The sequence below is a fragment of the Superficieibacter sp. 1612_C1 genome (assembly GCF_015234305.1).
Taxonomy (GTDB): Bacteria; Pseudomonadota; Gammaproteobacteria; order Enterobacterales; family Enterobacteriaceae; genus Superficieibacter.
In genome coordinates, this window is sequence record NZ_JADGMI010000003.1 from 235,777 (window position 1) to 257,293 (window position 21,517).

At 52.9% G+C, this 21,517-nt stretch carries 20 protein-coding genes and 1 other RNA gene; 7 read left to right on the forward strand and 14 right to left on the reverse strand.

Annotated features, from left to right (window positions below; translation table 11 throughout):
• Positions 1-12: 12 nt before the first annotated feature.
• Complete coding sequence (yiaK, locus tag INT84_RS12265) at positions 13-1,029, reverse strand: 3-dehydro-L-gulonate 2-dehydrogenase (RefSeq protein ID WP_194207015.1); 1,017 nt, start codon at positions 1,027-1,029, stop codon at positions 13-15.
• A gap of 323 nt (positions 1,030-1,352) precedes the next feature.
• On the opposite strand from yiaK, the gene INT84_RS12270 reads away from it, so the two are divergent.
• The 4 genes from INT84_RS12270 (at position 1,353) to INT84_RS12285 (ending at position 3,415) form a co-directional block, all read left to right on the forward strand.
• The gene (locus tag INT84_RS12270) at positions 1,353-1,712 is read left to right on the forward strand and encodes a DUF805 domain-containing protein (protein WP_194207016.1); all 360 of its coding nucleotides are present in this window, start codon (positions 1,353-1,355) and stop codon (positions 1,710-1,712) included.
• Positions 1,713-1,824: 112 nt separating this feature from the next.
• On the forward strand, positions 1,825-2,196 hold the full coding sequence (locus INT84_RS12275; protein ID WP_194207017.1) for a DUF805 domain-containing protein: 372 nt from the start codon (positions 1,825-1,827) through the stop codon (positions 2,194-2,196).
• Positions 2,197-2,584: 388 nt separating this feature from the next.
• Complete coding sequence (locus INT84_RS12280) at positions 2,585-2,944, forward strand: DUF805 domain-containing protein (protein WP_194207018.1); 360 nt, start codon at positions 2,585-2,587, stop codon at positions 2,942-2,944.
• Between the two features lie 36 nt (positions 2,945-2,980).
• A complete protein-coding gene (locus INT84_RS12285; RefSeq protein WP_194207019.1) occupies positions 2,981-3,415 on the forward strand; it encodes a DUF805 domain-containing protein in 435 nt (144 codons plus the stop codon).
• Here the strand turns inward: INT84_RS12285 and INT84_RS12290 are convergent.
• Positions 3,412-4,308, reverse strand: a complete 897-nt coding sequence (locus INT84_RS12290; RefSeq protein WP_194207020.1) for a LysR family transcriptional regulator — start codon at positions 4,306-4,308, stop codon at positions 3,412-3,414. The two genes, INT84_RS12285 and INT84_RS12290, sit on opposite strands and share 4 nt — an antisense overlap.
• A 105-nt stretch (positions 4,309-4,413) precedes the next feature.
• Here INT84_RS12290 and INT84_RS12295 point away from each other — a divergent pair, with 105 nt between their 5' ends.
• Together INT84_RS12295 and INT84_RS12300 are read left to right on the forward strand one after the other, a co-directional pair.
• Positions 4,414-5,115 (forward strand): pirin family protein, encoded by a 702-nt coding sequence (locus INT84_RS12295; protein WP_194207021.1) that lies wholly within the window; start codon positions 4,414-4,416, stop codon positions 5,113-5,115.
• 25 nt (positions 5,116-5,140) lie between these two features.
• Positions 5,141-5,338: a hypothetical protein gene (locus INT84_RS12300; RefSeq protein WP_194207022.1), complete on the forward strand. Its 198-nt coding sequence runs from the start codon at positions 5,141-5,143 to the stop codon at positions 5,336-5,338.
• Positions 5,339-5,385: 47 nt separating this feature from the next.
• Here INT84_RS12300 and tdcG read toward each other — a convergent pair whose 3' ends face one another.
• The 12 genes from tdcG to INT84_RS12360 all read right to left on the reverse strand — a co-directional run bounded on the left by tdcG (position 5,386) and on the right by INT84_RS12360 (position 19,496).
• A complete protein-coding gene (tdcG, locus tag INT84_RS12305) occupies positions 5,386-6,750 on the reverse strand; it encodes an L-serine ammonia-lyase (protein WP_194207023.1) in 1,365 nt (454 codons plus the stop codon).
• 88 nt (positions 6,751-6,838) lie between these two features.
• Positions 6,839-7,234, reverse strand: a complete 396-nt coding sequence (locus tag INT84_RS12310) for an enamine/imine deaminase (protein WP_194207024.1) — start codon at positions 7,232-7,234, stop codon at positions 6,839-6,841.
• A gap of 1 nt (position 7,235) precedes the next feature.
• Entirely contained in the window at positions 7,236-9,530 is a 2,295-nt protein-coding gene (pflB, locus tag INT84_RS12315) for a formate C-acetyltransferase (protein ID WP_194207025.1), read from the reverse strand.
• A 25-nt stretch (positions 9,531-9,555) separates the two neighbouring features.
• The gene (gene tdcD, locus INT84_RS12320) at positions 9,556-10,764 is read right to left on the reverse strand and encodes a propionate kinase (RefSeq protein ID WP_194207026.1); all 1,209 of its coding nucleotides are present in this window, start codon (positions 10,762-10,764) and stop codon (positions 9,556-9,558) included.
• 30 nt (positions 10,765-10,794) lie between these two features.
• Positions 10,795-12,126: a threonine/serine transporter TdcC gene (gene tdcC / locus INT84_RS12325; RefSeq protein ID WP_194207027.1), complete on the reverse strand. Its 1,332-nt coding sequence runs from the start codon at positions 12,124-12,126 to the stop codon at positions 10,795-10,797.
• A gap of 22 nt (positions 12,127-12,148) precedes the next feature.
• Positions 12,149-13,138 carry a bifunctional threonine ammonia-lyase/L-serine ammonia-lyase TdcB gene (gene tdcB / locus INT84_RS12330; RefSeq protein ID WP_194207028.1) on the reverse strand — a complete coding sequence of 330 codons (990 nt, stop codon included), beginning with the start codon at positions 13,136-13,138 and terminating at the stop codon, positions 12,149-12,151.
• A 96-nt stretch (positions 13,139-13,234) separates the two neighbouring features.
• Complete coding sequence (tdcA, locus tag INT84_RS12335; RefSeq protein ID WP_194207029.1) at positions 13,235-14,170, reverse strand: transcriptional regulator TdcA; 936 nt, start codon at positions 14,168-14,170, stop codon at positions 13,235-13,237.
• 617 nt (positions 14,171-14,787) lie between these two features.
• Positions 14,788-15,165, reverse strand: an RNA gene (rnpB, locus tag INT84_RS12340) — RNase P RNA component class A.
• A gap of 32 nt (positions 15,166-15,197) precedes the next feature.
• A complete protein-coding gene (gene garK, locus INT84_RS12345; RefSeq protein WP_194207030.1) occupies positions 15,198-16,343 on the reverse strand; it encodes a glycerate 2-kinase in 1,146 nt (381 codons plus the stop codon).
• Between the two features lie 104 nt (positions 16,344-16,447).
• Entirely contained in the window at positions 16,448-17,338 is an 891-nt protein-coding gene (gene garR / locus INT84_RS12350; RefSeq protein WP_194207031.1) for a 2-hydroxy-3-oxopropionate reductase, read from the reverse strand.
• Between the two features lie 27 nt (positions 17,339-17,365).
• Complete coding sequence (gene garL, locus INT84_RS12355) at positions 17,366-18,136, reverse strand: 2-dehydro-3-deoxyglucarate aldolase (protein WP_103676624.1); 771 nt, start codon at positions 18,134-18,136, stop codon at positions 17,366-17,368.
• Between the two features lie 28 nt (positions 18,137-18,164).
• Positions 18,165-19,496, reverse strand: a complete 1,332-nt coding sequence (locus tag INT84_RS12360; protein WP_194207032.1) for an MFS transporter — start codon at positions 19,494-19,496, stop codon at positions 18,165-18,167.
• A gap of 408 nt (positions 19,497-19,904) precedes the next feature.
• On the opposite strand from INT84_RS12360, the gene garD reads away from it, so the two are divergent.
• Positions 19,905-21,476: a galactarate dehydratase gene (gene garD / locus INT84_RS12365; RefSeq protein ID WP_194207033.1), complete on the forward strand. Its 1,572-nt coding sequence runs from the start codon at positions 19,905-19,907 to the stop codon at positions 21,474-21,476.
• Positions 21,477-21,517 lie beyond the last annotated feature (41 nt).

Consider the following 21,517-nt stretch of genomic DNA (forward strand, 5'->3'; position numbering starts at 1 on the left):
CGCGCGTGCCACTCAGCGTTGCGCCAGCGCCTGCACTTCCGCCCATACGCTGTCATCTGCCGGAATGCCTTCTGCACGATGGCGGGTACGACGGCTCACTTCCCTTTCTCCCGGATAGAAAACCTCGTCGTTGCCTTCCGCAGGCTCTGAGGATTTAACGTATTCCGCGATGCTGGCGGCCATGTTCTCGCTGAATTCTTTGCCACCGAAGTGTTCGGGATTAAACACCATAAAGACCTGACTGGCCCCGGTGCAGCTTCCCTGCTGAATTTTATCAATCTCATTGGTGGGTGCGCCCGCCGTCAGGAAGGCCGCCATCGCATCAAGTACGATCGCCATGCCGGAGCCTTTCCAGTAGCCGGTCGGCAGGATACGCATTGACTCTTCAATCGGGCCTGGCTCATCGGTCAGATTGCCCTCTTTATCGAAGCCTCCCGGGAACGGCAATTTTTCGCCTTTCAGACGTGTGACCTGCAACTTACCGTAGGCGTATTGCGACATCGCCATATCCAGGATGAGCGCCCCCTCTTTCATCGGCACGGCCATGACATAAGGGTTATTTCCCAGACGGGTGTTTTTCGCTCCCCAGGCAGGCATACAGGATTCGGTATTGGTCCAGCATAAGGCGGCAAATCCCTTATTCGCCGCCCGCCAGCCGTAGGTGCCGCCGCGCATCCAGTGGGTTGTGTTACGCAAGCCGACCAGGCCCATACCATGTTCGGTCGCCAGCGCCATTGCCCGATCAACGGCGAACAAGGCGTTAGTAATGCCAGGCCCGCGCTGGCCGTCATAAATTTCAAAGCTCCCCAACGACTTCACCAGCGCTGGCTCGGCATTGATATCAATCCAGCCTTTTTGCACATAATCAACAAATCGGGCGACCCGATTTAGTCCGTGCGAGAAAATCCCGTCGCAGCTGGTTTCAGTATGAACCTGCGCACAGATATCGGCCTGCGCTTCATCGAGACCAGCGTTCAGGAAAGCCTGCTTAACGGTCTGTTTCATTTCATCGAAGGGAACTAATGGCATGAGGGATCCTTTTATTACAAGGGGATTTATCGCCATGTCGACGCAAGGCGTTTCATTACGACAACAGGTTCTGCTTGATGAGATGAGGCTACCGCCGGATGACGTACCATACAAGTATGTGTAAACAGAAATACGCCCGGCTTCACAAAATTAGTGCTGAAGAAAGCAGCATCTCGCGGGAATTTTATCCATCCGGGTTGAGATGGGCGCAATAAAAACACCTGGAGATCGCTGACAGAAACGCTATCACCGCAATGCGAATCCCTTTATTATTCAGGCTCATCAAGTTACTCTGCCTGACAGTTTGCGAAAAGGATGTCATCATGAAATGGTTCTGGTATTGCCTGAAAAACTACTGCACGTGGGATTGCCGGGGACATCGCCGGGAGTACGCCTGTTTTAATGTCACGTTGATCGCTATCCCGGCCCTTATAGAATGGTTTCTGCCTCTTCATCTATTGTTCAAATTTTTGCCGATATGGATCATTCTGGGCCTCCTGCTTCTTATTCCCGTTGTCTGTTCACATATTCGCCGACTGCACGATCTCAACTGGTCCGGATGGTGGGTTATTCTGATTTTATTGCTGGGTCAGCTTCCTCTCGGCAGCATTCTGTTCACGCTCACGCTGTCGCTGCTTCCCGGTAGTAAAGGGGAAAACCACTTCGGGCGGCTGCCATATTAGTGCCTCTGCCTCAATACATCACTCAGCTAAATAATTTCACCATTTCCATAAAAGCGATTAATATTATATTAATGCTTATAAAACAAATGATTGATAGCTGATTGAGGTTGAAATGGATTGGTATCTTAAAGCTCTGAAGAACTACATTGGTTTTGGCGGCCGGGCGCGACGTAAAGAGTACTGGATGTTCGTGCTGGTCAATATCATTCTGACCTTTGTGCTCGGCGTACTGGATAAGCTGCTCGGCTGGCAGCGTGCCGGTGGTGAAGGCATCCTGACGACCATTTACGGCGTGCTGATATTTTTACCCTGGTGGGCATTACAGTTTCGTCGCCTGCATGACACCGACCGTTCGGCCTGGTGGCTGTTGTTACTGCTTATCCCGGTCGTCGGCTGGCTGGTGATCCTGGTGTTTAACTGCCAGAACGGTACGCCAGGCAATAACCGTTTCGGTCCTGCTCCTAAGCTCCATTCGTGGGGATGATCTGGCTCGCTCAGAGGACTGACAAACGTTATCGCGTGGAATGGTGCCTGACGGCGCGTCGCTTGCACTGTCCTGAGAATTGCGCATAACAAATTAATATTATTAATTTTTGTAGGCCGGGTAAGGCGAAGCCGCCACCCGGCAAAACGGTACGAACCATTGCCACCCGGTTTGCCATTAGCCCCGGCTCCTCCTGTTAGAAACGTTTTTTATCTCCGGGCCGGCTGTTTTATCTGCATACTCATATAAAAGGCAAATTCATTGAACCACTAAAATTCATTATATCTATCAACCCTTTATATTATCCTAAAAATGGACACTAAAGATGTGAACGACGTCAAAATCAAATAGACTTCGCACAATCTTTCATTGTACAAGGTAGTTTAATATGAATTGGTATATTGGAGTTTTAAAGAATTACGTTGGTTTTTTCGGTCGCGCACGCCGCCAGGAATTTTGGATGTTCGCCTTAATCAACGCCATTATTAGCGCTGTACTCAATGTTGTTCAAATGATATTGGGTATGGAGATTCCGTGGCTCACAATCATTTATGTGTTAGCTACCTTACTGCCGGCACTGGCCGTCAGCGTACGCCGCCTGCATGATACCGATCGCTCTGGCTTCTGGTTGTTTATCAGCCTTATTCCTCTTATAGGGGCGATTGTGCTAATCGTCTTTTATTGCAAAGAAGGCACCTCCGGTACTAACCGCTTCGGTAACGATCCGAAATACAGTATAAGCAAATAATATTCTAAGCGGCACCTTTTAACAGGTGCCTTTTTTATGAGTGAAAAAATGCACAACTGGTATAAACTGTATAAACACTCCTGGAACCATTGCTCAACCTTTTCCGGGCGTGCAAGCATCGCTGAGTACTGGGTTTTTAATATTATATATTTTTTAATATTCTTGATTTTTATAGCTATAGCTGCATGGGGAATTATGTTTGCGGAAGATAGTCCGCTAATAAATAATATTTGCAGACTTTTTGCTATCCCCATGAGCGCGCATTTTATGGTTGGAATATTGCCTTTGATTTCCGTGACGGTTCGCCGTCTGCATGATGCAAATTTTAGTGGTATTCTTGCATTGCTGATGCTGGTTCCAGGAGGCTGGTTAGTCCTGATAGTTCTGTGTTCACAAAAGGCTAAAACAGAAGCTAACCAGTGGGGTACCCCGGTCATTTATCCCTGGCAGAAAACGCCATATTCTCATTAGCGTCCCATAAATAATTTAGGAATTTCACGCAGGCACCACGCTTTAGCCTCGCCCATGCTGTCGCGCCGCCAGGCCATAATAATATCAATCTCGCTGGTATATTCCGGGCTGACCACGCGCAAACGTCCTTCTGCAATATCCTGCTCCACCAGCGAATACGGCATGGTGGCGACGCCCAGCCCGGCCAATAACGCCTGGCGTTTATCTTCAATCGAGCTGACCGTCAGACGTGGCTGCTTATCGAGAAGCTGAACGGTCAGGACCGGACGCTCGCGGGCGGTATCGGCAACGGCAACGCCACGATACTTCACGCGGGTGACTTCAGAGAGCGGCTCGGGTTCGCGGTGGATAGGATGATCCGGCGCGGCAACGTACACGTTCAGCACTTTATACAGCTTGCGGGAGTTAATTTCAGACGAGGAGCGGAAATGCATATCTGGCGCGATAACAATATCCGCCCGCCCCTGCTCAAGGCGTTCCCACGCTCCGGCCAGCACCTCGGTAATAATCGAGAGTTGGGTATTAGATTTTGTCGCCAGCTTCTCCACCAGCGGGAAAATGTCCTGAGTGGGCACCAGGGCTTCAGTGACCAGCGTCAGATGCGTCTCCCAGCCGCGGGCCAGCGCTTCGGCATCGGTCGTCAGCTTGTCAGCGGCTTCCAGCAGAACGCGGCCACGTTCAAGGAGCATTCGCCCGACGTTGGTAAATTTGGTACGGTGGCCGGAACGGTCGAACAGGATCACATCCAGTTCTTCTTCTAGCTTTTGCATGGTGTAGCTCAGGGCAGAAGGCACGCGTCCCAGCTCATCGGCGGCGGCGGCGAAGCTGCCGCGTCGGTCGATGGCATCCATAACGCGCAAGGCTTCCAGCGTGAGTGCTCTATCTTTAGCCATTTCGCTCTCGTTCAGGAAATTTGAACATACCGGGCAGAATATCTGGCTTACATTGAAGCGTCCATCGCTTTAACATGAGTTTAGTGTAAAAAGAGGTCAAGAATTATGATTACTACCCGAACCGCTAAACAATGTGGGCAGGCAGATTTCGGATGGCTACAGGCCCGCTACACCTTTTCCTTTGGACACTACTTCGACCCGAAACTGCTGGGTTACGCTTCCCTGCGCGTACTAAACCAGGAAGTGCTGGCCCCCGGCGCATCTTTCCAGCCGCGCACCTACCCAAAAGTGGATATCCTTAACCTTATCCTGGAAGGCACGGCGGAATACCGCGACAGCGAAGGCAGCCATATTCAGGCAACAGCCGGTGAAGCGCTGCTGATCGCCACTCAGCCCGGCGTCAGTTACAGCGAGCATAACCTGAGTAAGGATAAGTCGCTGACGCGTATGCAGCTCTGGCTGGATGCCTGTCCGGAGCGGGAGAACCCGCCGCTGCAAAAAATTGCCCTTACCGATACCGCACAACAACTGCTGGCTTCTCCGGAAGGGAGCAGTGAGAGTCTGCAACTGCGCCAGCAGGTGTGGGTACATCATATTGAACTGGAGAAAGGCGAACAGCTCAGTTTTCAGATCCACGGACCGCGCGCCTATCTGCAATCCATTCATGGTACGTTCCATGCGCAGACCCAGCAGCAGGAAAACCAGACGCTGACCTGCGGCGATGGCGCTTTTATTCGTGATGAGGCTAACATAACGCTGGTTGCCGATACGCCACTGCGCGCTTTACTGATAGATTTACCGGTGTAGTTCCACTAAGCAAGTGAGTAAACCCATGAGCAAAAAAACAACTAAAAAACGTCCTGCGATTAACCCTGTTCCCGTCACGCAACCGGCGATGGTTGCCGTGCCTCCGGCCTTTGGCTATGAAGAGATGCTGAGCGAACTGGAGGCGATCGTCGTGGACGCCGAAGGCAGGCTGGCGGAAGAAGACGTTATCCCGGACGGCGCGGCGCTAAGCCGAACGGTATAATCACCCGTCCGGGTTGCGCCATCCTGCGAGGGTGCAGCCGCAACGCATTACGCACACACCACTTTGATCGCCAGCCCGCCGCGCGACGTTTCCCGGTATTTGGCGTTCATATCTTTACCGGTTTCGTACATCGTCTCGATCACCTTATCGAGTGAGACGCGCGGTTCACTGGTGCGTCTCAGCGCCATGCGCGCCGCGTTCACGGCTTTTACCGCATTGATCGCGTTACGTTCGATACAGGGGATCTGCACCTGCCCCGCCACCGGATCGCAGGTCAGCCCGAGGTTATGCTCCATGGCGATTTCCGCCGCGACGCAGACCTGTGCCGGGCTACCGCCGAGAAGCTCCGCTAGCCCCGCCGCCGCCATTGAGCACGCTACGCCGATTTCCCCCTGACAACCCACTTCCGCTCCTGAAATAGACGCGTTCATTTTATACAGCGCCCCTACCGCTCCGGCGGCAAGCAGGTAGCGGGAAATCGAACCGGTGTTGACCGGACGTCTGAACTTGTCATAGTAGGCCAGCACCGCCGGGATGATCCCGCAGGCCCCGTTGGTCGGCGCGGTCACGACGCGCCCACCTGCCGCATTCTCTTCGCTGACGGCGAGGGCAAACATATTGATCCAGTCGATCACGTTCATCGGATCGCTGGACAGGCTGTCGGAGGAGACCAGCATCCGCCGCAATGCGACCGCGCGACGCGGCACTTTTAGCGGGCCGGGAAGCACGCCTTCCGTATTCATCCCACGCTGAATACCGGCAGACATAATCTCCCACAGGCTGACACACTGCGCGTCAATCTCGTCTTTGCTGCGCAGGGCTAATTCGTTTTGCAGCATCAGGCCAGAGATAGACAGGCCGTGCGTTTCGCACAGCGCCAGTAATTCGCTGGCGGAACGAAAAGCGAAGGGCACCGGCACGTCAACCTGACGATCCTGACCGAAGTCCACCTCTTCGATAATAAAACCGCCGCCGATGGAGTAATACGTCTTACTCAACAAGCGTTCTTCACCGCGCCACGCGCTGATACGCATCCCATTTTCATGGCGGGGCAAGGTTTCCGAATGAAAAATGACGTCGTCGGCAGGGGAAAATGCAACGCACGTAGCGCCATCTGCAATCGGCAAAACGCCGCTCTGCATCACCTGCTGAATAAAACCGGGGATGGCGTCGATATTGACGCTCTGCGGACGATTACCCGCCAGCCCCATAATCACCGCCGTGTCCGTGGCATGGCCTTTTCCGGTCAGAGAAAGAGAGCCATAGAGATCGACCACCAGCCGCGTCGTTTGCGTGGCCAGCCCGAGCGCTTCCAGCGCTTCGATAAAACATTTGCCGGCATTCATCGGGCCGACCGTATGGGAACTGGAAGGCCCAATACCAGGTTTAAAAATATCGAACACGCTAATCATGTTTAGCACCTCAAAGATATAACCGGGAAAACAGGAGCGTTGTTAAAGCGTGGGCTGGCGGAACGCGCAGCCCACGGCTGGCGTCGTGTTACAGCGTGTCACCGCGCAGGGCGAAAGCTTCAATTTCCAGCTTCACGTCTTTCGGCAAGCGGGCCACCTCCACGCAACTGCGCGTCGGATAGGTCGCCTGATGCTCATCAAAAAACTGCTGGTACACCTGATTGATAGCGGCGAAGTCGTTCATATCGCTGATAAAAAAGGTGGTTTTAATAATATCTCCCACCGTTAACCCGGCGGCGGTGATAATCGCCTTCACATTTTCCAGGCTCAGACGCGCCTGATCGGCCACCGCTTCCGGGATCGCCCCACTCTCAGGATCAACCGGGATCTGCCCCGAGGTGATCACCAGCTTGCCCAGGTCGATCCCTTGTACGTAGGGGCCGATCGCGCCGGGTGCACGTTTTGTTGTAATGCTCTTTTTCATCTTAAATCGCCTGAGTAAAAGTACGAGAGATCACATCCTGCTGCTGTTCGCGGGTCAGAGCGTTAAACCGCACCGCATAACCGGACACGCGGATGGTCAGGTTGGGATAGGCTTCCGGATGTTCAATCGCCGCCAGCAGCATATCGCGGTTCATCACGTTAACGTTGAGATGCTGCCCGCCTTCCACATTTGCCTCGTGATGGAAGTAACCGTCGAGCAGTCCCACCAGGTTGGTTTTGCGCACCACGTCATCTTTGCCCAGCGCCGCCGGAACAATGGAGAAGGTGTAGGAGATGCCGTCTTTGGCGTAGGTGAACGGCAGCTTAGCGACCGAGGTCAGCGAGGCGACAGCCCCTTTCCGGTCGCGACCGTGCATCGGATTCGCGCCCGGCGCAAATGGCGTGCCAGCGCGACGTCCATCCGGCGTGTTACCGGTTTTTTGCCCGTAAACCACGTTAGAGGTGATGGTCAGGATTGACTGCGTAGGGACCGCATTACGATATGTAGGCAACACTTTAATTTTCTTCATAAAGCGCTCGACCAGATCGCAGGCAATGCTGTCCACGCGTTCATCGTTATTGCCGTACTGCGGGTACTCGCCTTCAATCACAAAATCCACCGCCAGACCGGTATGGTCGCGCACCGGTTTTACCGTGGCGTATTTGATGGCCGACAGAGAATCCGCCGCCACCGACAGCCCGGCAATACCGCAGGCCATCGTGCGGTAGACATCGCGATCGTGCAGCGCCATCAGCGAGGCTTCATAGCTGTATTTATCGTGCATAAAGTGGATGATGTTCAGCGCGCTGATGTACTGCACCGCCAGCCAGTCCATGAAATGATCCAGGCTCTGCATCACCGTGTCGTAATCCAGCACCTCATCCAGCAGCGGCGCGGTTTTCGGCCCGACCTGGATTTTCAGTTTCTCATCGACGCCGCCGTTGATCGCGTACAGCAGCGTTTTGGCAAGGTTGGCGCGCGCGCCGAAGAACTGCATCTGCTTGCCGATCACCATCGGGCTGACGCAGCAGGCGATGGCGTAGTCATCGCTGGCGAAATCCGTGCGCATCAGGTCGTCGTTTTCATATTGCAGCGATGAGGTGACAATCGATACCTGCGCCGCGTATTTCTTAAAGGCAATCGGTAACGCTTCTGACCACAGGATCGTCAGATTGGGTTCCGGCGCAGGTCCCATGGTGTGCAGGGTATGCAGATAGCGGAAAGCGTTTTTGGTCACCAGCGTGCGGCCATCCAGCCCCATCCCGCCAATCACTTCCGTGGCCCAAATCGGATCGCCGGAAAACAGCGAGTCAAATTCCGGCGTACGCAGAAAACGCACCATGCGGATCTTCATAATAAAGTGGTCGATCAGCTCCTGCGCCTGTTGCTCCGTCAGCTTACCGGCACGCAGATCGCGTTCAATATAGATATCCAGGAACGTCGCGGTACGCCCCAGCGACATTGCGCCGCCGTTCTGGGATTTTACCGCCGCCAGATAGGCAAAATAGAGCCACTGTACCGCTTCCTGCGCATTACAGGCCGGGCGGGAAATATCGCAGCCGTACTTCGCGGCCATCTCCTGAATTTGCAGCAGCGCGCGGCGATGCTCCGCCAGCTCTTCGCGCTGGCGCAGAGTCGCTTCGAGATCGTCTCCCCACTCCAGCTTTGACTGTAAATCAGCGAATTGCTGCTCGCGCTCGCGCACCAGATAGCGGATGCCGTACAGCGCCACGCGGCGGTAGTCACCGATAATACGCCCGCGCCCGTAGCCGTCCGGCAGACCGGTAAGCACGCCCGATTTACGGCAGCGCAGCATATCTGGCGAATAAACATCAAACACGCCCTGGTTGTGGGTTTTGCGCAGCGCGGTGTACTGGTACTCAAAATCAGCGTCCATTTCCCGCCCGTAGGCCTCAAACGAACTTTTGATCATGTTGATGCCGCCAAAAGGATGCAGCGCGCGCTTCAGCGGCTTGTCCGTTTGCAGGCCGACAATCTTTTCCAGCGTCTGGTCAATATAACCCGCGTCATGGGCGGTGATGGTCGTCGCCACGTTGGTATCAAAATCGACGGGCGCATGGGTGGCGTTCTCAATGCGAATACCCGCCATCACCTTTTCCCACAGTGCCGCCGTGGCCGGTGTGGCCTCCGCGAGAAATGACTCATCACCCTCATAAGGCGTATAGTTTTGCTGAATAAAATCGCGAACGTTAATTTCACTTTTCCATTCAGCACCGTGAAAACCTCGCCATGCATCGGCAAAATGCATATCGTTAATATCGATATTTACCTTCATGAATACTACTCTCTCTACAAATAAATCAGGCATATTCCACAGCGGCATTAATTTCCGCTAAGCTTAGCGCGTCCAGGGCAATCATTTTCTCTTCATTGGTCGGAATAACGGCGCAGCGAACGCATGAGTCTTTCAGCGAAATAATTCGTTCGCCGGAGGCGTTAGGCAGATTATTTTTAACCTGATCTAACTCAATGTTAAATACGCCCAGATGCTCAATGACCAGCCGACGAATAAGCGATGAGTTTTCCCCAATACCGCCGGTAAAAATAATACCGTCCAGGCGATGAAGCGCCGCCGCGTGTCCGGCAATATGCCGGGCAACACGGTGGACAAAGGTTTTAATCGCCAGTTGCGCTCGCGTATTTCCTTCATGCCAGGCGTTTTCCAGCACCCGTAAATCAGAGGAGATGCCGGAAACCCCCAACAGGCCGGATTCACTGTTTACCACCCGTTCCAGGTCGCTGAGGGTTTGACCGGTTTGCCCGGCAATCCACACCATTGCACCGAAATCGACGTCGCCGCAGCGGGTGCCCATCATCAACCCTTCCAGCGGCGTCATCCCCATTGAGGTGTCGGCACTTTGTCCGTTACGCACCGCGCAGACAGAGGCTCCATTACCTAAGTGAGCAATCACTAACCCAGAGTTGTGCGGGCTAAGATCCAGCAACGCGTGTGCCTGCTGAGAGACGTACCGATGTGAGGTACCGTGAAAACCGTAGCGACGCACGCCCAGCTCTTCGTAATACTTCCACGGCAGGCCGTAGAGATATGCTTCGGGCGGCAGCGTCTGATGAAAGCTGGTATCAAACACCGCTACCTGCGGGATGCCGGGAAACAGCGCCCGCGCTGACGCCATTCCGCTCAGATTGGCGTAATTATGTAGCGGGGCCAGAGAGGAAACCTGGCGAATTTGTTCAATCACCGCGTCGGTAATGATCACCGAGCGTTTAAATACATCGCCGCCATGGGCTACCCGGTGGCCAATTAAGGCCACGCTGGAGATTAAATTACGCGTTTCCAGTTCACTGGAAATGGCTTTTAAGGCTCCTTCATAAGAGTAATGCGCAAGTTTTTTTGGCTCACCGCCATTAACCGATAAAAAAGCCTGTTCGGAATTAACGCCATCGGCAATCCCTGCTAATAATACGTCACAGGTTGCTGCGTCAAGAACCGAAAACTTAACCGATGATGATCCACAATTGATCACCAGTACAACTGGAAATTCATTCATTTCAGACTCCGTTAATCCTGAATATGCGGATTAAAAAAGTTTATAAACAATATTCAGAATGGTCAGCAGGCCAATCGCGGTAACGAAAATATTATCCAGCTTGCCACGGTATTTTGTCAGCGACGGCGCTTTACGAATCGCGTACATCGGCAGCAGGCAGAGCAAGGAGGCAATAATCGGCGCGCCCATCGCTTCAATCAGGTCGAGAATGTTCGGGTTCGCGTAGGCCACCACCCAGGTGGAACCCATGATGAAGACCATGCTAATCAGGTTGAGCTTGCCGGTGGAGACTTTGGTTTTATCCCCTTTATAACCAAACTTCAGGATCAAACCGTTTAAGCCTTCCAGGGTGCCGAGATAGTGGCCAAAGAAGGATTTGAAAATCGCGACCAGGGCAATGATCGACGCGCCATACTCCAGCACGGTGGCAAACGTTGATTTAGTACCGGAAAGCGAAGCGAAGTGGTTCGCCAGATAAGAGAGCACCGGAATATTCTGCGCTTTGGCTTCAGCCATGTTTTGCGGCGAGAGGGTAAACAGGCAGCTAAAGGCGAAGAACATTACCACGGCAACCATCAGCATACTGGCGCGGGAGATGATTCTGGAACATTTGCGCTCGGTAAAGTCTCTGCCGAATTCCTGTTCGTACTCTTCACGTTTTGACACCACGAACGACGAGACAATCGGCGAGAAGTTAAAAGAGAAGACCATGATAGAGATCCCCAGCCATACGGTGACCAGAATGCCATCGTGTCCGACAAGCGAAATGTCGCTGAGGTTAACCTGATCGACCACCGCTGAGTTCCAGTAGGGGATCAGCGACAGTGAAATCAGCACCAGGCTGGCGATGAACGGGAAGACCAGGAAGCTCATGACCTTGACCATCAGATCCTTACCGAAGTAAATCACGAACGCCATCAGCAGGAGCAGCAACAGTGCGACGACGCCACGGTTTAACGGCATCATTTGCAGCTGGTTTTCCCAGAAGGTCATAAAGGTGTTGGTAATCGTCACGCCGTAGATCCACAGCAGCGGACAGATGGCGAAGAAATAGAGGAAGGTAATGACCACGCCGCCGGTTTTACCGAAGTGCTCCTCCACCGTCTCGGTAATGTTACCTGACGGATTACTGCCGGACAGACAAAGCCGGGCTAACGCACGGTGACAGAAGAAGGCGATAGGGTACGCCAGCACCAGCATTAACAGGATCGGGATCAAACCGCCGTAGCCTGCGCGAATCGGGAAGAAGAGAACCCCGGCACCGATAGCGGTGCCGAATAATCCGAGGGTCCAGGTGGTGTCAGATTTACGCCATGACGAGGGTGTTGTCTGACCAGTAACGAGACTATCAGAAGTACTCATGTTATATCCTCAGCAAAAGTAATTAAGCATCAGCTAAGCCGGTAATTTGCGAAACGCGTGACAGATCGATATTGCCGCCAGAAATAATACTGACCGTTTTTCTGTTCTGAATATAACTGTCAAGTTTGCCACTCAATAATGCGGCACAGGCCAGAGCACCTGCACCTTCGGTGATCACTTTATTACGTTGAATTAAGGCCACCATGCTATTGCGAATTTCATCTTCGCTAACCAATACAATTTCATCGACCAGCTCACGAACGATTTCATAAGTAATAGCGCCGGGGCGGGAAACATCGCAACCGTCGGCAAGGGTGCCGCTGGTACGGTGGGTAGTTATTTCTCCGGCATAATAAGAAGCGGCCATACCATGAACGTTTTCAGACTGCACGCCAATAATTTTAATTGTCGGGTTAATTGACTTTATCGCAATGGCAATACCGGCGATGAGTCCGCCGCCGCCAATCGGCACAATAACATTATCGACGTCATACAGATCTTCCATAATTTCCAGACCAATCGTACCCTGCCCGGCAATGACTTTGGGATCGTCATACGGTGGAATAAAGATCCGCCCTTCCAGTTCAACAATTTCGCTGACTTTAGCAATGGTATCGTTGAAGTTATCGCCGTGCAGAACGACTTCAGCCGAGTAGTCGCAGGTGGCGGCAACTTTCGATTTCGGCGCGCCTTTCGGCATTACCACTTTGCCGTCAATGCCAAGCATTGCGCAGGAGAGCGACACGCCCTGGGCATGGTTACCCGCCGAGCAGGCCACAACGCCTTTACGCCGTTCCGCATCACTTAACGAGCTGAGTTTGTTAAACGCGCCGCGAATTTTAAATGAGCCAGTACGCTGCATGTTCTCAAATTTTAAAAAGATCTCACCCTTGCAACGCTCACTAAAATAGTTAGAGCGCGGCATTCCCGTTTTATAAATTTTGCCGGCCAGTCTTTTTTTCGCTTCAAGAACGTCTTCAATAGAGACAGGGAGTTCGTAGGTAATGTGCATAATAACCTCTTGAGATAAATTCAGGTATAAGGTAGCCGTCGATCTGATGAGTCAGATCTAAAATTCAGTAATGCGTTAAATTAAAGACGATTGGTTTTATAATGCATCCGGTTGTCGTCGTCGGGAATAATTAAAAGAGGAGTGTTCTTTCGCTAACTCAACGAGGAAAGAGGCCGATTTTTTTAATCTATAGTTTTTCGACCACACCGCCGCATAACGCGCCACAGGAAGAATGTCTTCAATAGTGAGTGTAATAAATTGGTTTGAACCGAAGGGGGCAATCATATCGCAGGGGATGACGGTCAGGAAACCTGCATTCAGTACAAGATTATAAATGGTAACGACAGAATCGGTTTTAATGATGTTTTCGTTATCAATGCCGTTATTTTGTAAGGTGGTGAGAAGTTCGCTGTAATATCCCATATCGGTATGCGGCAAGATCCAGCGTTCGTTTTTCAATGACCCCAGCGTGGTGGGGCCGGTGCACGTTCGTGATGTGCTGGCCACCAGCCGGAACTCTGATTCGAACAGCGGCTCTACGTGCAGGTCATGAAGTTTCATTTCATCGCTCAACGTGCCGATAGCAAAATCCAGCCGCCCGTCACGCAGCGCTGGCAGAAATGAGGAGAGCTGCGCTTCGTACATGCAGACCTGCGCTTTAGGGAACGTCTGCTGGAATGTCTGGATCATGCTGGACATGATGGTAAAGCCAATCAGCGACGGGAAGCCAAACGAGACATCGGCCACGCCGCTACTGCTCATGCTGTTCATCTCGCTGACCATGTTTTTCATTTCCCTGGTGATGGATTCCGAGTAGTTCAGCACCACCTGTCCGGCGCTGGTTAACGTCACGCCGGTGTTTTTACGTACGATTAATTCGATGCCAAAGTAGGTTTCTATTTCGCTAATAATTTTACTGACCGCCGGTTGAGTTAATCCTAACTGTTTCGCCGCCGAACCAATTGAGCCGCTGCGAATAACCTCCTGAAATACGACGAGGTGTTGTGTTTTCGGTAAGGTAAAGTTTTCCATAATGCTTAACTCATCTCGTTACATCTTGCGGCTAAGTTTACGTAATTATGGCGATGGCGGTATGTGCTGTTACTCACAAAATAGTATTGGATTACTATTTCTAATGTGTTATTTAATTTTAAACCACTTAATAATCAAACGGTTATCTAAATAAAATCTTACTTTTATCTGATTTTTATCAATAAAAAAAGCTAAGATGAAAATATTTTATGGCGATAACTAATTTATGGTAGAGTACAAATAAATGAGGCGAGCGGATTATATTTCAACCAATTAATCGCGTTTTTCACAGACGCATATAAAATAAAATTTAAATAATCAAAAATATTAATTAAATTCGGTTATTCGATGATAAAACTGTAATAGATCACATTTTTAGGCGCTGGATTATTCACTTCAGTAATAATAATTATCATCTTATTTAATTAAAATTAAACATTTTATTTACATCATGGATAGCGCTTACCCTTCTTGCCGGGTGGCGGCTTCGCCTTACCCAGCCTACAAATCATCGCTGGCAACACGTTGTTCACGCTCCGTAGGCCTGTGCAAGCGAAGCGCCCGCCAGCAAAAAGCAAAACGCCCGCAAGATCTCTCTTGCGGGCGTTTTACTGAATGGTTGAAGCTGACCGATAAGCCGGGTTCTGTCGTGGACAGTCATTCATCTAGGCCAGCAATCGCTCACTGGCTCAAGCAGCCTACCCGGGTTCAGTACGGGCCGTACCTTGTGAACCCCTATTTGGCCTTGCTCCGGGTGGAGTTTACCGTGCCGCGAACTGTTACCAGCCGCGCGGTGCGCTCTTACCGCACCCTTTCACCCTTACCTGATCCCACTTGCGTGGGCCATCGGCGGTTTGCTCTCTGTTGCACTGGTCGTGGGTTTCCCCCCCAGGCGTTACCTGGCACCCTGCCCTATGGAGCCCGGACTTTCCTCCCCTCCGCCCGTCTCCCCCGAAGGAGGACGACGACGAAGCGGCGACTGTCTGGTCAGCTTCGGCGCGCAGTATAGAGGGTTTCCACTCTGCTGTCACCTTTCGGTCAACATTCCCACCTGAAGCGTCGCGGCAATGTTGCGGGAAGCGCGATAAATATTATCAAACGCCCCCCTGAATGCGTCTTCCAGCGTACTGATGCTGGTCAGCACGCTGAAGACAGCGTCAATGCCATACTGATGTACGATACCGACATCTTTGGTCAGGCTACCGGCAATGCCAATCACCGGCTTATGGTATTTTTTAGCGACCTGCGCCACGCCGACCGGCACTTTACCGTTAATGCTTTGGCTGTCGATCCGCCCCTCGCCTGTCACCACCCACGTACAGTCGTGAATGTGTTCTTCGAGATTAAGCGCCTGAGTGACGATCTCAATCCCGCTACGCAGCTCTGCGCCGAGAAAGGCCATCAGCGCCGCGCCCATGCCGCCCGCTGCGCCTGCGCCGGGGACCTGTTTAACGTCGATGCGCAGGGATTTTTTGATCACGTCCGCGTAATGGTCGAGGTTGCGATCCAGCTCGACGATCAACTCTTCGGTCGCCCCTTTTTGTGGCCCAAATACCCTTGACGCGCCTTTTTCGCCCGTCAGCGGATTGGTCACGTCGCAGGCCACACGGATCGTACACTCGCGCAGGCGAGGGTCCAGTTGCGTAATATCAATGGAATTAAGACCGATCAGACTACCGCCGCCGTTGCCGATATCCGTGCCGTTAGCATCGCAAAGTTTTGCTCCCAGCGCCTGCACCATGCCCGCGCCGCCGTCGTTGGTAGCGCTGCCGCCAATGCCGATAATAATATTTCTCGCGCCGTGCTCCAGCGCCTGCAAAATCAGCTCGCCGGTGCCGCGGGAGGTCGTCACCAACGGATTGCGCTGCGAAGGAGGAACCAGCGCCAGTCCGCTGGCGGCCGCCATTTCAATAAACGCGGTCTTACCGTCGCCGGAGATCCCCCAGCAGGCGTCAACGGACTCGCCTAACGGTCCGGTAACCTGAGCGGTATATTCTGTGCCCTGCGTTGCGGCGATCATCGCTTCAACCGTCCCTTCCCCTCCATCAGCGACCGGAACAGAGACATATTGCGCATCAGGAAAGATTTCCCGAAATCCTTTTTCTATCGCCTGAGCTACCTCGCTGGCAGAAAGGCTTTCTTTATAAGAGTCTGGGGCGATTACGATTTTCATAGTGAGTAGCCTGTTACCACGCAACGCCGGAGGGTATTGATCTTTCCGGCCCACAAAGGCGCATTCTGTCGGCCCGGCAGCAAGCGCCGCCGGGCAGTACGTTGTTAGCGAGAGACTTCGACTTTCGCCAGTTTTTCGTAGTAGCACGCGATGGCACTATGGTCGTCGTTACCGTGACCGTCGGCACGCAGCGCCTGCATCATTTCCATGACAGCGGCAGTCAGCGGCAGCTGTGCGCCCACGCCGTGAGAGGTATCCAGCGCGTTAGCCAGATCTTTGATGTGCAGATCAATACGGAAACCCGGTTTGAAGTTACGATCCATCACCATCGGCGCTTTCGCATCCAGCACGGTGCTGCCCGCCAGACCGCCGCGAATCGCCTGATATACCAGATCCGGGTTAACGCCCGCTTTGGTCGCCAGGGTAAGCGCTTCGGACATGGCGGCAATATTCAGCGCCACGATCACCTGGTTTGCCAGTTTGGTCACGTTACCTGCGCCAATGTCGCCAGTGTGAACCACCGATCCGGCCATCGCTTTCATCAGGTCGTAGTATTTATCGAAAATCGCTTTATCGCCGCCAACCATCACCGACAGGGTGCCGTCGATGGCTTTCGGTTCGCCGCCGCTGACCGGCGCATCCAGCATATCCACGCCTTTCGCCTTCAGCGCGTCGCTGATTTCACGGCTCGCCAGCGGCGCGATAGAGCTCATATCGATCAGCACAGTGCCGGCTTTCGCGCCTTCAATGATGCCGCCTTCGCCCAGCGCCACGTCTTTGACGTGCGGGGAGTTCGGCAGCATGGTAATGATCACGTCGCACTGCTCGGCAATGGCTTTAGCCGTGGTAGCGGTTTCTGCGCCTGCAGCCACCAGTTCAGCGACGGCTTCAGGATTACGGTCAGAAACCACCAGCGAGTAACCGGCTTTAATGAGGTTTTTGCTCATTGGTTTGCCCATGATGCCCAGGCCAATGAAACCTACTTTAATGGTCATAATTGCTCTCTCTTCTTTCGGTGGTGGTTATTTCTTAAAGGAATCGGCGAGTTTCTGCGTCGCGCCACGGAACACGCCCAAATCGCTGCCGACGGCAACAAAGGTGGCCCCCATTTCCAGGTAACGACGCGCATCGGCATCAACCGGTGCCAGGATGCCGCACGGTTTGCCGTGAGCTTTCGCGCTGGCGAAAATCTGCTTAATGCACTGCTGAACGTCAGGGTGAGACGCGTTGCCAAGGTGGCCCAGCGCAGCGGCTAAATCGCTCGGTCCGACAAAGATGCCGTCCACGCCGTCGGTCGCCGCGATGGCGTCAACGTTGTCCACGCCCTGCTGGCTTTCAATCTGCACAATGATGGTGATGTTCTTATTGGACTGCGCGAAGTAATCCGGCACGGTACCAAACATGTTGGCGCGATGAGACACGGAGACACCGCGGATACCTTCCGGCGGATAACGGGTGGAGGCTACCGCCAGCGCCGCTTCTTCCTGCGACTCTACAAACGGGATCAGGAAGTTATAAAACCCGATATCCAGAAGACGCTTGATGATCACCGGCTCGTTCGTCGGAACACGGACCACCGGAGCGCTGGTGCTGCCCTTCAGCGCCATCAGTTGCGGAATGAAGGTAGAGATATCGTTTGGCGCATGTTCGCCATCCAGAACCAGCCAGTCAAACCCTGCCAGGCCCAGCACCTCGGTGCTGATAGGGCTTGCCAGCGCGGACCAGCAGCCAATCTGAACCTGCTGCGCAGCCAGCGCAGCTTTGAATTTGTTCGGGAAAATATCGTTATTCATCGCTTATACCTTGTAACTTAACCGTGAATTATTTCTGGAGTTCCATACGCTTGATATCGCCAACAATGAACAGGTAGCAAATCATCGCCATCAGTGCTGAACAGCCGACAAATATCAGGGCAGCGTTGAATGAGTGCAGTTCACTCACCAGATAACCAATGACCAGCGGGGTGGCAATCGACGCAACGTTACCAAACACGTTAAACACGCCACCACACAGGCCAACAATTTCTTTCGGCGCGGTATCGGAGATAACCGGCCATCCCAGCGCACCAAAGCCTTTACCAAAGAAGGCCAGCGCCATCAGAGCCACCACCAGGGTGGTATTATTGGTGTAATTGCAGAGAATAATCGTTGATGCCAGCAGCATTCCCAGCACAATCGGTAATTTACGCGCCAGGGTAATGGTTGCGCCGCGTTTGATCAGGTGGTCAGAGAAGACGCCGCCCAATACGCCACCGGCGAAGCCGCACAGCGCCGGAATAGACGCCACCAGGCCCACTTTCAGAATCGACATGCCTTTGTCCTGCACCAGGTAAATCGGGAACCAGGTGAGGAAGAACCAGGTGATCGTGTTAATGAAGTACTGGCCAAAAAATACGCCCAGCATCATCCGGTTGGTCAGTAGCTGTTTGATGTAGTGCAGTTTCGGACCGGAGTTGGTTACGCCAGGCTTTTTGTGGTCCATATCAACCACCGCGCCGCCTTTCGTAATGTAATCCAGTTCCTGCGCAGACATACGCGGATGGTCAGTCGGGTTATGAATGAACTTCGCCCACACCCCGGTCAGCACAAAGCCAATCACGCCCATCACGGTAAAGACATGTTCCCAGCCCCACGCGAAGACCAGCCAGCCAAGCAGCGGCGAGAAAATCGCCAGAGAGAAGTACTGTGCAGCGTTAAACAGCGCCGACGCGGTACCGCGCTCTTTGGTCGGGAACCAGGCGGCCACAATACGAGCGTTAGCCGGGAAGGACGGCGCTTCGGAGAAGCCCAGCATAAAGCGCATGACAAACATGGACATTCCAGCCCAGGCCAGCGGGAAGATATCCACAAAGCCTTGCAGGAAGGTAAACAGTGACCAGAAGAACAGGCTATAGGTGTAGACTTTCTTCGAACCGAATTTGTCCAGCAGCCAGCCACCGGGGATTTGCATCAGCAGGTAAGCCCAGCCAAATGCGGAGAAGATGTAGCCCATCGAGATAGCGCTAAGATGTAACTCTTTCGCGACCTCGGTCCCGGCAATCGACAGCGTTGCACGGTCCGCATAGTTAACTGCTGTCACAATAAAGATAATTAGCAGTATTATATAGCGGGTGGGTATACCTCTTTTAGCGGTAATAGTAGTATCCAGCGACATTAATTTATCCTCGGGCACGGAGTCACCTGTTTATTTATTTTTATCAGGTGAGATAACTGATTATTTATTGATGCAGGCATCTCAATAAACAGATCAGACACAATGTAATTGGCAATTAGTATAATCAGGCAGCTCATATTACACATTGTGTCTTTGACCAATTAATCGATATGATAAGCCAAATGTTTATGGCATATGCACATACTCCTGGGCGCTAATGCACAGATTTAATCATTGCCCGCCTTGCGCCACGCCCCATCGCGATAATGAGTGATCTGGATCACATTCTTAATTTCAAAGTCAGTGCATTCTTAATCTCATAATATTGAGGTTTTATCTTTTATCCTTTTTCTAAAACGCTCAGTTTACCGTTTTTTATTATCTACATTTGCTGGAGAATACTGGACAATGGCCGACATCGAAATTAGACAGCAGTCGCCTTCGGCGTTCTATATTAAAGTGCACGACACCGATAACGTGGCGATTATTGTCAATGATAACGGTTTGAAAGCGGGCACGCGCTTCCCCAATGGGCTGGAACTTATTGAACATATTCCACAGGGCCATAAAGTAGCGCTGGTCGATATTCCCGTCCACGGCGAAATCATTCGCTATGGAGAAGTCATCGGCTATGCGGTGCGCGACGTGGCGAAAGGAAGCTGGATTGATGAATCCACTGTCGAGCTGCCGAAAGCGCCGCCGCTGAACACGCTGCCGCTGGCAACCAAAGTACCTGAACCGCTTCCGCCGCTGGAAGGGTATACCTTTGAAGGCTACCGTAATGCGGACGGCAGCGTCGGCACCAAAAACCTGCTCGGCATTACCACCAGCGTTCACTGTGTGGCGGGCGTGGTGGATTATGTCGTAAAACTCATTGAGCGCGACCTGCTGCCGAAATACCCGAACGTGGATGGCGTGGTTGGCCTTAACCACCTTTACGGCTGCGGCGTGGCGATCAACGCGCCAGCGGCGATTATCCCGATTCGCACGATCCACAATATTGCCCTGAACCCGAACTTTGGTGGTGAAGTGATGGTGGTCGGCCTCGGCTGTGAAAAACTCCAGCCGGAGCGTCTGTTACAGGGAACGGAAGATGTCAAAGCCATTCCGGTGGATGATGCCAGTATTGTCCGTTTGCAGGATGAGCATCACGTCGGCTTTAAATCAATGGTTGATGATATTCTGCTTGTCGCCGAGCGTCATCTGCAAAAACTGAACCAGCGCCAGCGCGAGACCTGCCCGGCGTCTGAACTGGTGGTTGGTATGCAGTGCGGCGGCAGCGATGCCTTCTCCGGCGTCACCGCGAACCCGGCGGTAGGCTATGCTTCCGACCTGCTGATCCGCTGTGGCGGAACGGTGATGTTCTCTGAAGTCACCGAAGTCCGCGATGCGATCCACCTGCTAACGCCACGCGCCATCAATGAAGAAGTGGGCAAACGTCTGCTGGAAGAGATGGCCTGGTACGATAATTATCTCGATATGGGTAAAACCGACCGCAGCGCCAACCCCTCTCCGGGGAACAAAAAAGGCGGTCTGGCCAACGTGGTGGAAAAAGCCCTCGGCTCAATTGCCAAGTCTGGTAAAAGCGCGATTTCCGAAGTGCTGTCGCCCGGCCAGCGCCCGACAAAACGCGGCCTGATTTACGCGGCAACCCCCGCCAGCGATTTTGTCTGCGGTACTCAGCAGGTCGCCTCCGGGATCACCGTACAGGTCTTCACCACCGGTCGCGGTACACCTTATGGACTGGTGGCGGTACCGGTAATCAAAATGGCGACCCGCACCGAACTGGCAAACCGTTGGTATGACCTGATGGACATCAACGCGGGCACCATCGCCACCGGCGAAGAGACGATTGAGGATGTGGGCTGGAAGCTGTTCCACTTTATTCTGGACGTGGCCAGCGGCCGGAAAAAAACCTTCTCGGATCAGTGGGGCTTACATAACCAGCTGGCGGTGTTTAACCCGGCTCCGGTGACGTGATGTAGAAAGTGCATTAACCCCGCCGGGGTTAATGGCCGAAG

Coding starts and splice junctions, on each gene's coding strand:
- yiaK (WP_194207015.1), bottom strand. CDS start 1,029: ATGCCATTAGTTCCCTTCGATGAAATGAAACAGACCGTTAAGCAGGCT.
- INT84_RS12270 (WP_194207016.1), top strand. CDS start 1,353: ATGAAATGGTTCTGGTATTGCCTGAAAAACTACTGCACGTGGGATTGC.
- INT84_RS12275 (WP_194207017.1), top strand. CDS start 1,825: ATGGATTGGTATCTTAAAGCTCTGAAGAACTACATTGGTTTTGGCGGC.
- INT84_RS12280 (WP_194207018.1), top strand. CDS start 2,585: ATGAATTGGTATATTGGAGTTTTAAAGAATTACGTTGGTTTTTTCGGT.
- INT84_RS12285 (WP_194207019.1), top strand. CDS start 2,981: ATGAGTGAAAAAATGCACAACTGGTATAAACTGTATAAACACTCCTGG.
- INT84_RS12290 (WP_194207020.1), bottom strand. CDS start 4,308: ATGGCTAAAGATAGAGCACTCACGCTGGAAGCCTTGCGCGTTATGGAT.
- INT84_RS12295 (WP_194207021.1), top strand. CDS start 4,414: ATGATTACTACCCGAACCGCTAAACAATGTGGGCAGGCAGATTTCGGA.
- INT84_RS12300 (WP_194207022.1), top strand. CDS start 5,141: ATGAGCAAAAAAACAACTAAAAAACGTCCTGCGATTAACCCTGTTCCC.
- tdcG (WP_194207023.1), bottom strand. CDS start 6,750: ATGATTAGCGTGTTCGATATTTTTAAACCTGGTATTGGGCCTTCCAGT.
- INT84_RS12310 (WP_194207024.1), bottom strand. CDS start 7,234: ATGAAAAAGAGCATTACAACAAAACGTGCACCCGGCGCGATCGGCCCC.
- pflB (WP_194207025.1), bottom strand. CDS start 9,530: ATGAAGGTAAATATCGATATTAACGATATGCATTTTGCCGATGCATGG.
- tdcD (WP_194207026.1), bottom strand. CDS start 10,764: ATGAATGAATTTCCAGTTGTACTGGTGATCAATTGTGGATCATCATCG.
- tdcC (WP_194207027.1), bottom strand. CDS start 12,126: ATGAGTACTTCTGATAGTCTCGTTACTGGTCAGACAACACCCTCGTCA.
- tdcB (WP_194207028.1), bottom strand. CDS start 13,138: ATGCACATTACCTACGAACTCCCTGTCTCTATTGAAGACGTTCTTGAA.
- tdcA (WP_194207029.1), bottom strand. CDS start 14,170: ATGGAAAACTTTACCTTACCGAAAACACAACACCTCGTCGTATTTCAG.
- garK (WP_194207030.1), bottom strand. CDS start 16,343: ATGAAAATCGTAATCGCCCCAGACTCTTATAAAGAAAGCCTTTCTGCC.
- garR (WP_194207031.1), bottom strand. CDS start 17,338: ATGACCATTAAAGTAGGTTTCATTGGCCTGGGCATCATGGGCAAACCA.
- garL (WP_103676624.1), bottom strand. CDS start 18,136: ATGAATAACGATATTTTCCCGAACAAATTCAAAGCTGCGCTGGCTGCG.
- INT84_RS12360 (WP_194207032.1), bottom strand. CDS start 19,496: ATGTCGCTGGATACTACTATTACCGCTAAAAGAGGTATACCCACCCGC.
- garD (WP_194207033.1), top strand. CDS start 19,905: ATGGCCGACATCGAAATTAGACAGCAGTCGCCTTCGGCGTTCTATATT.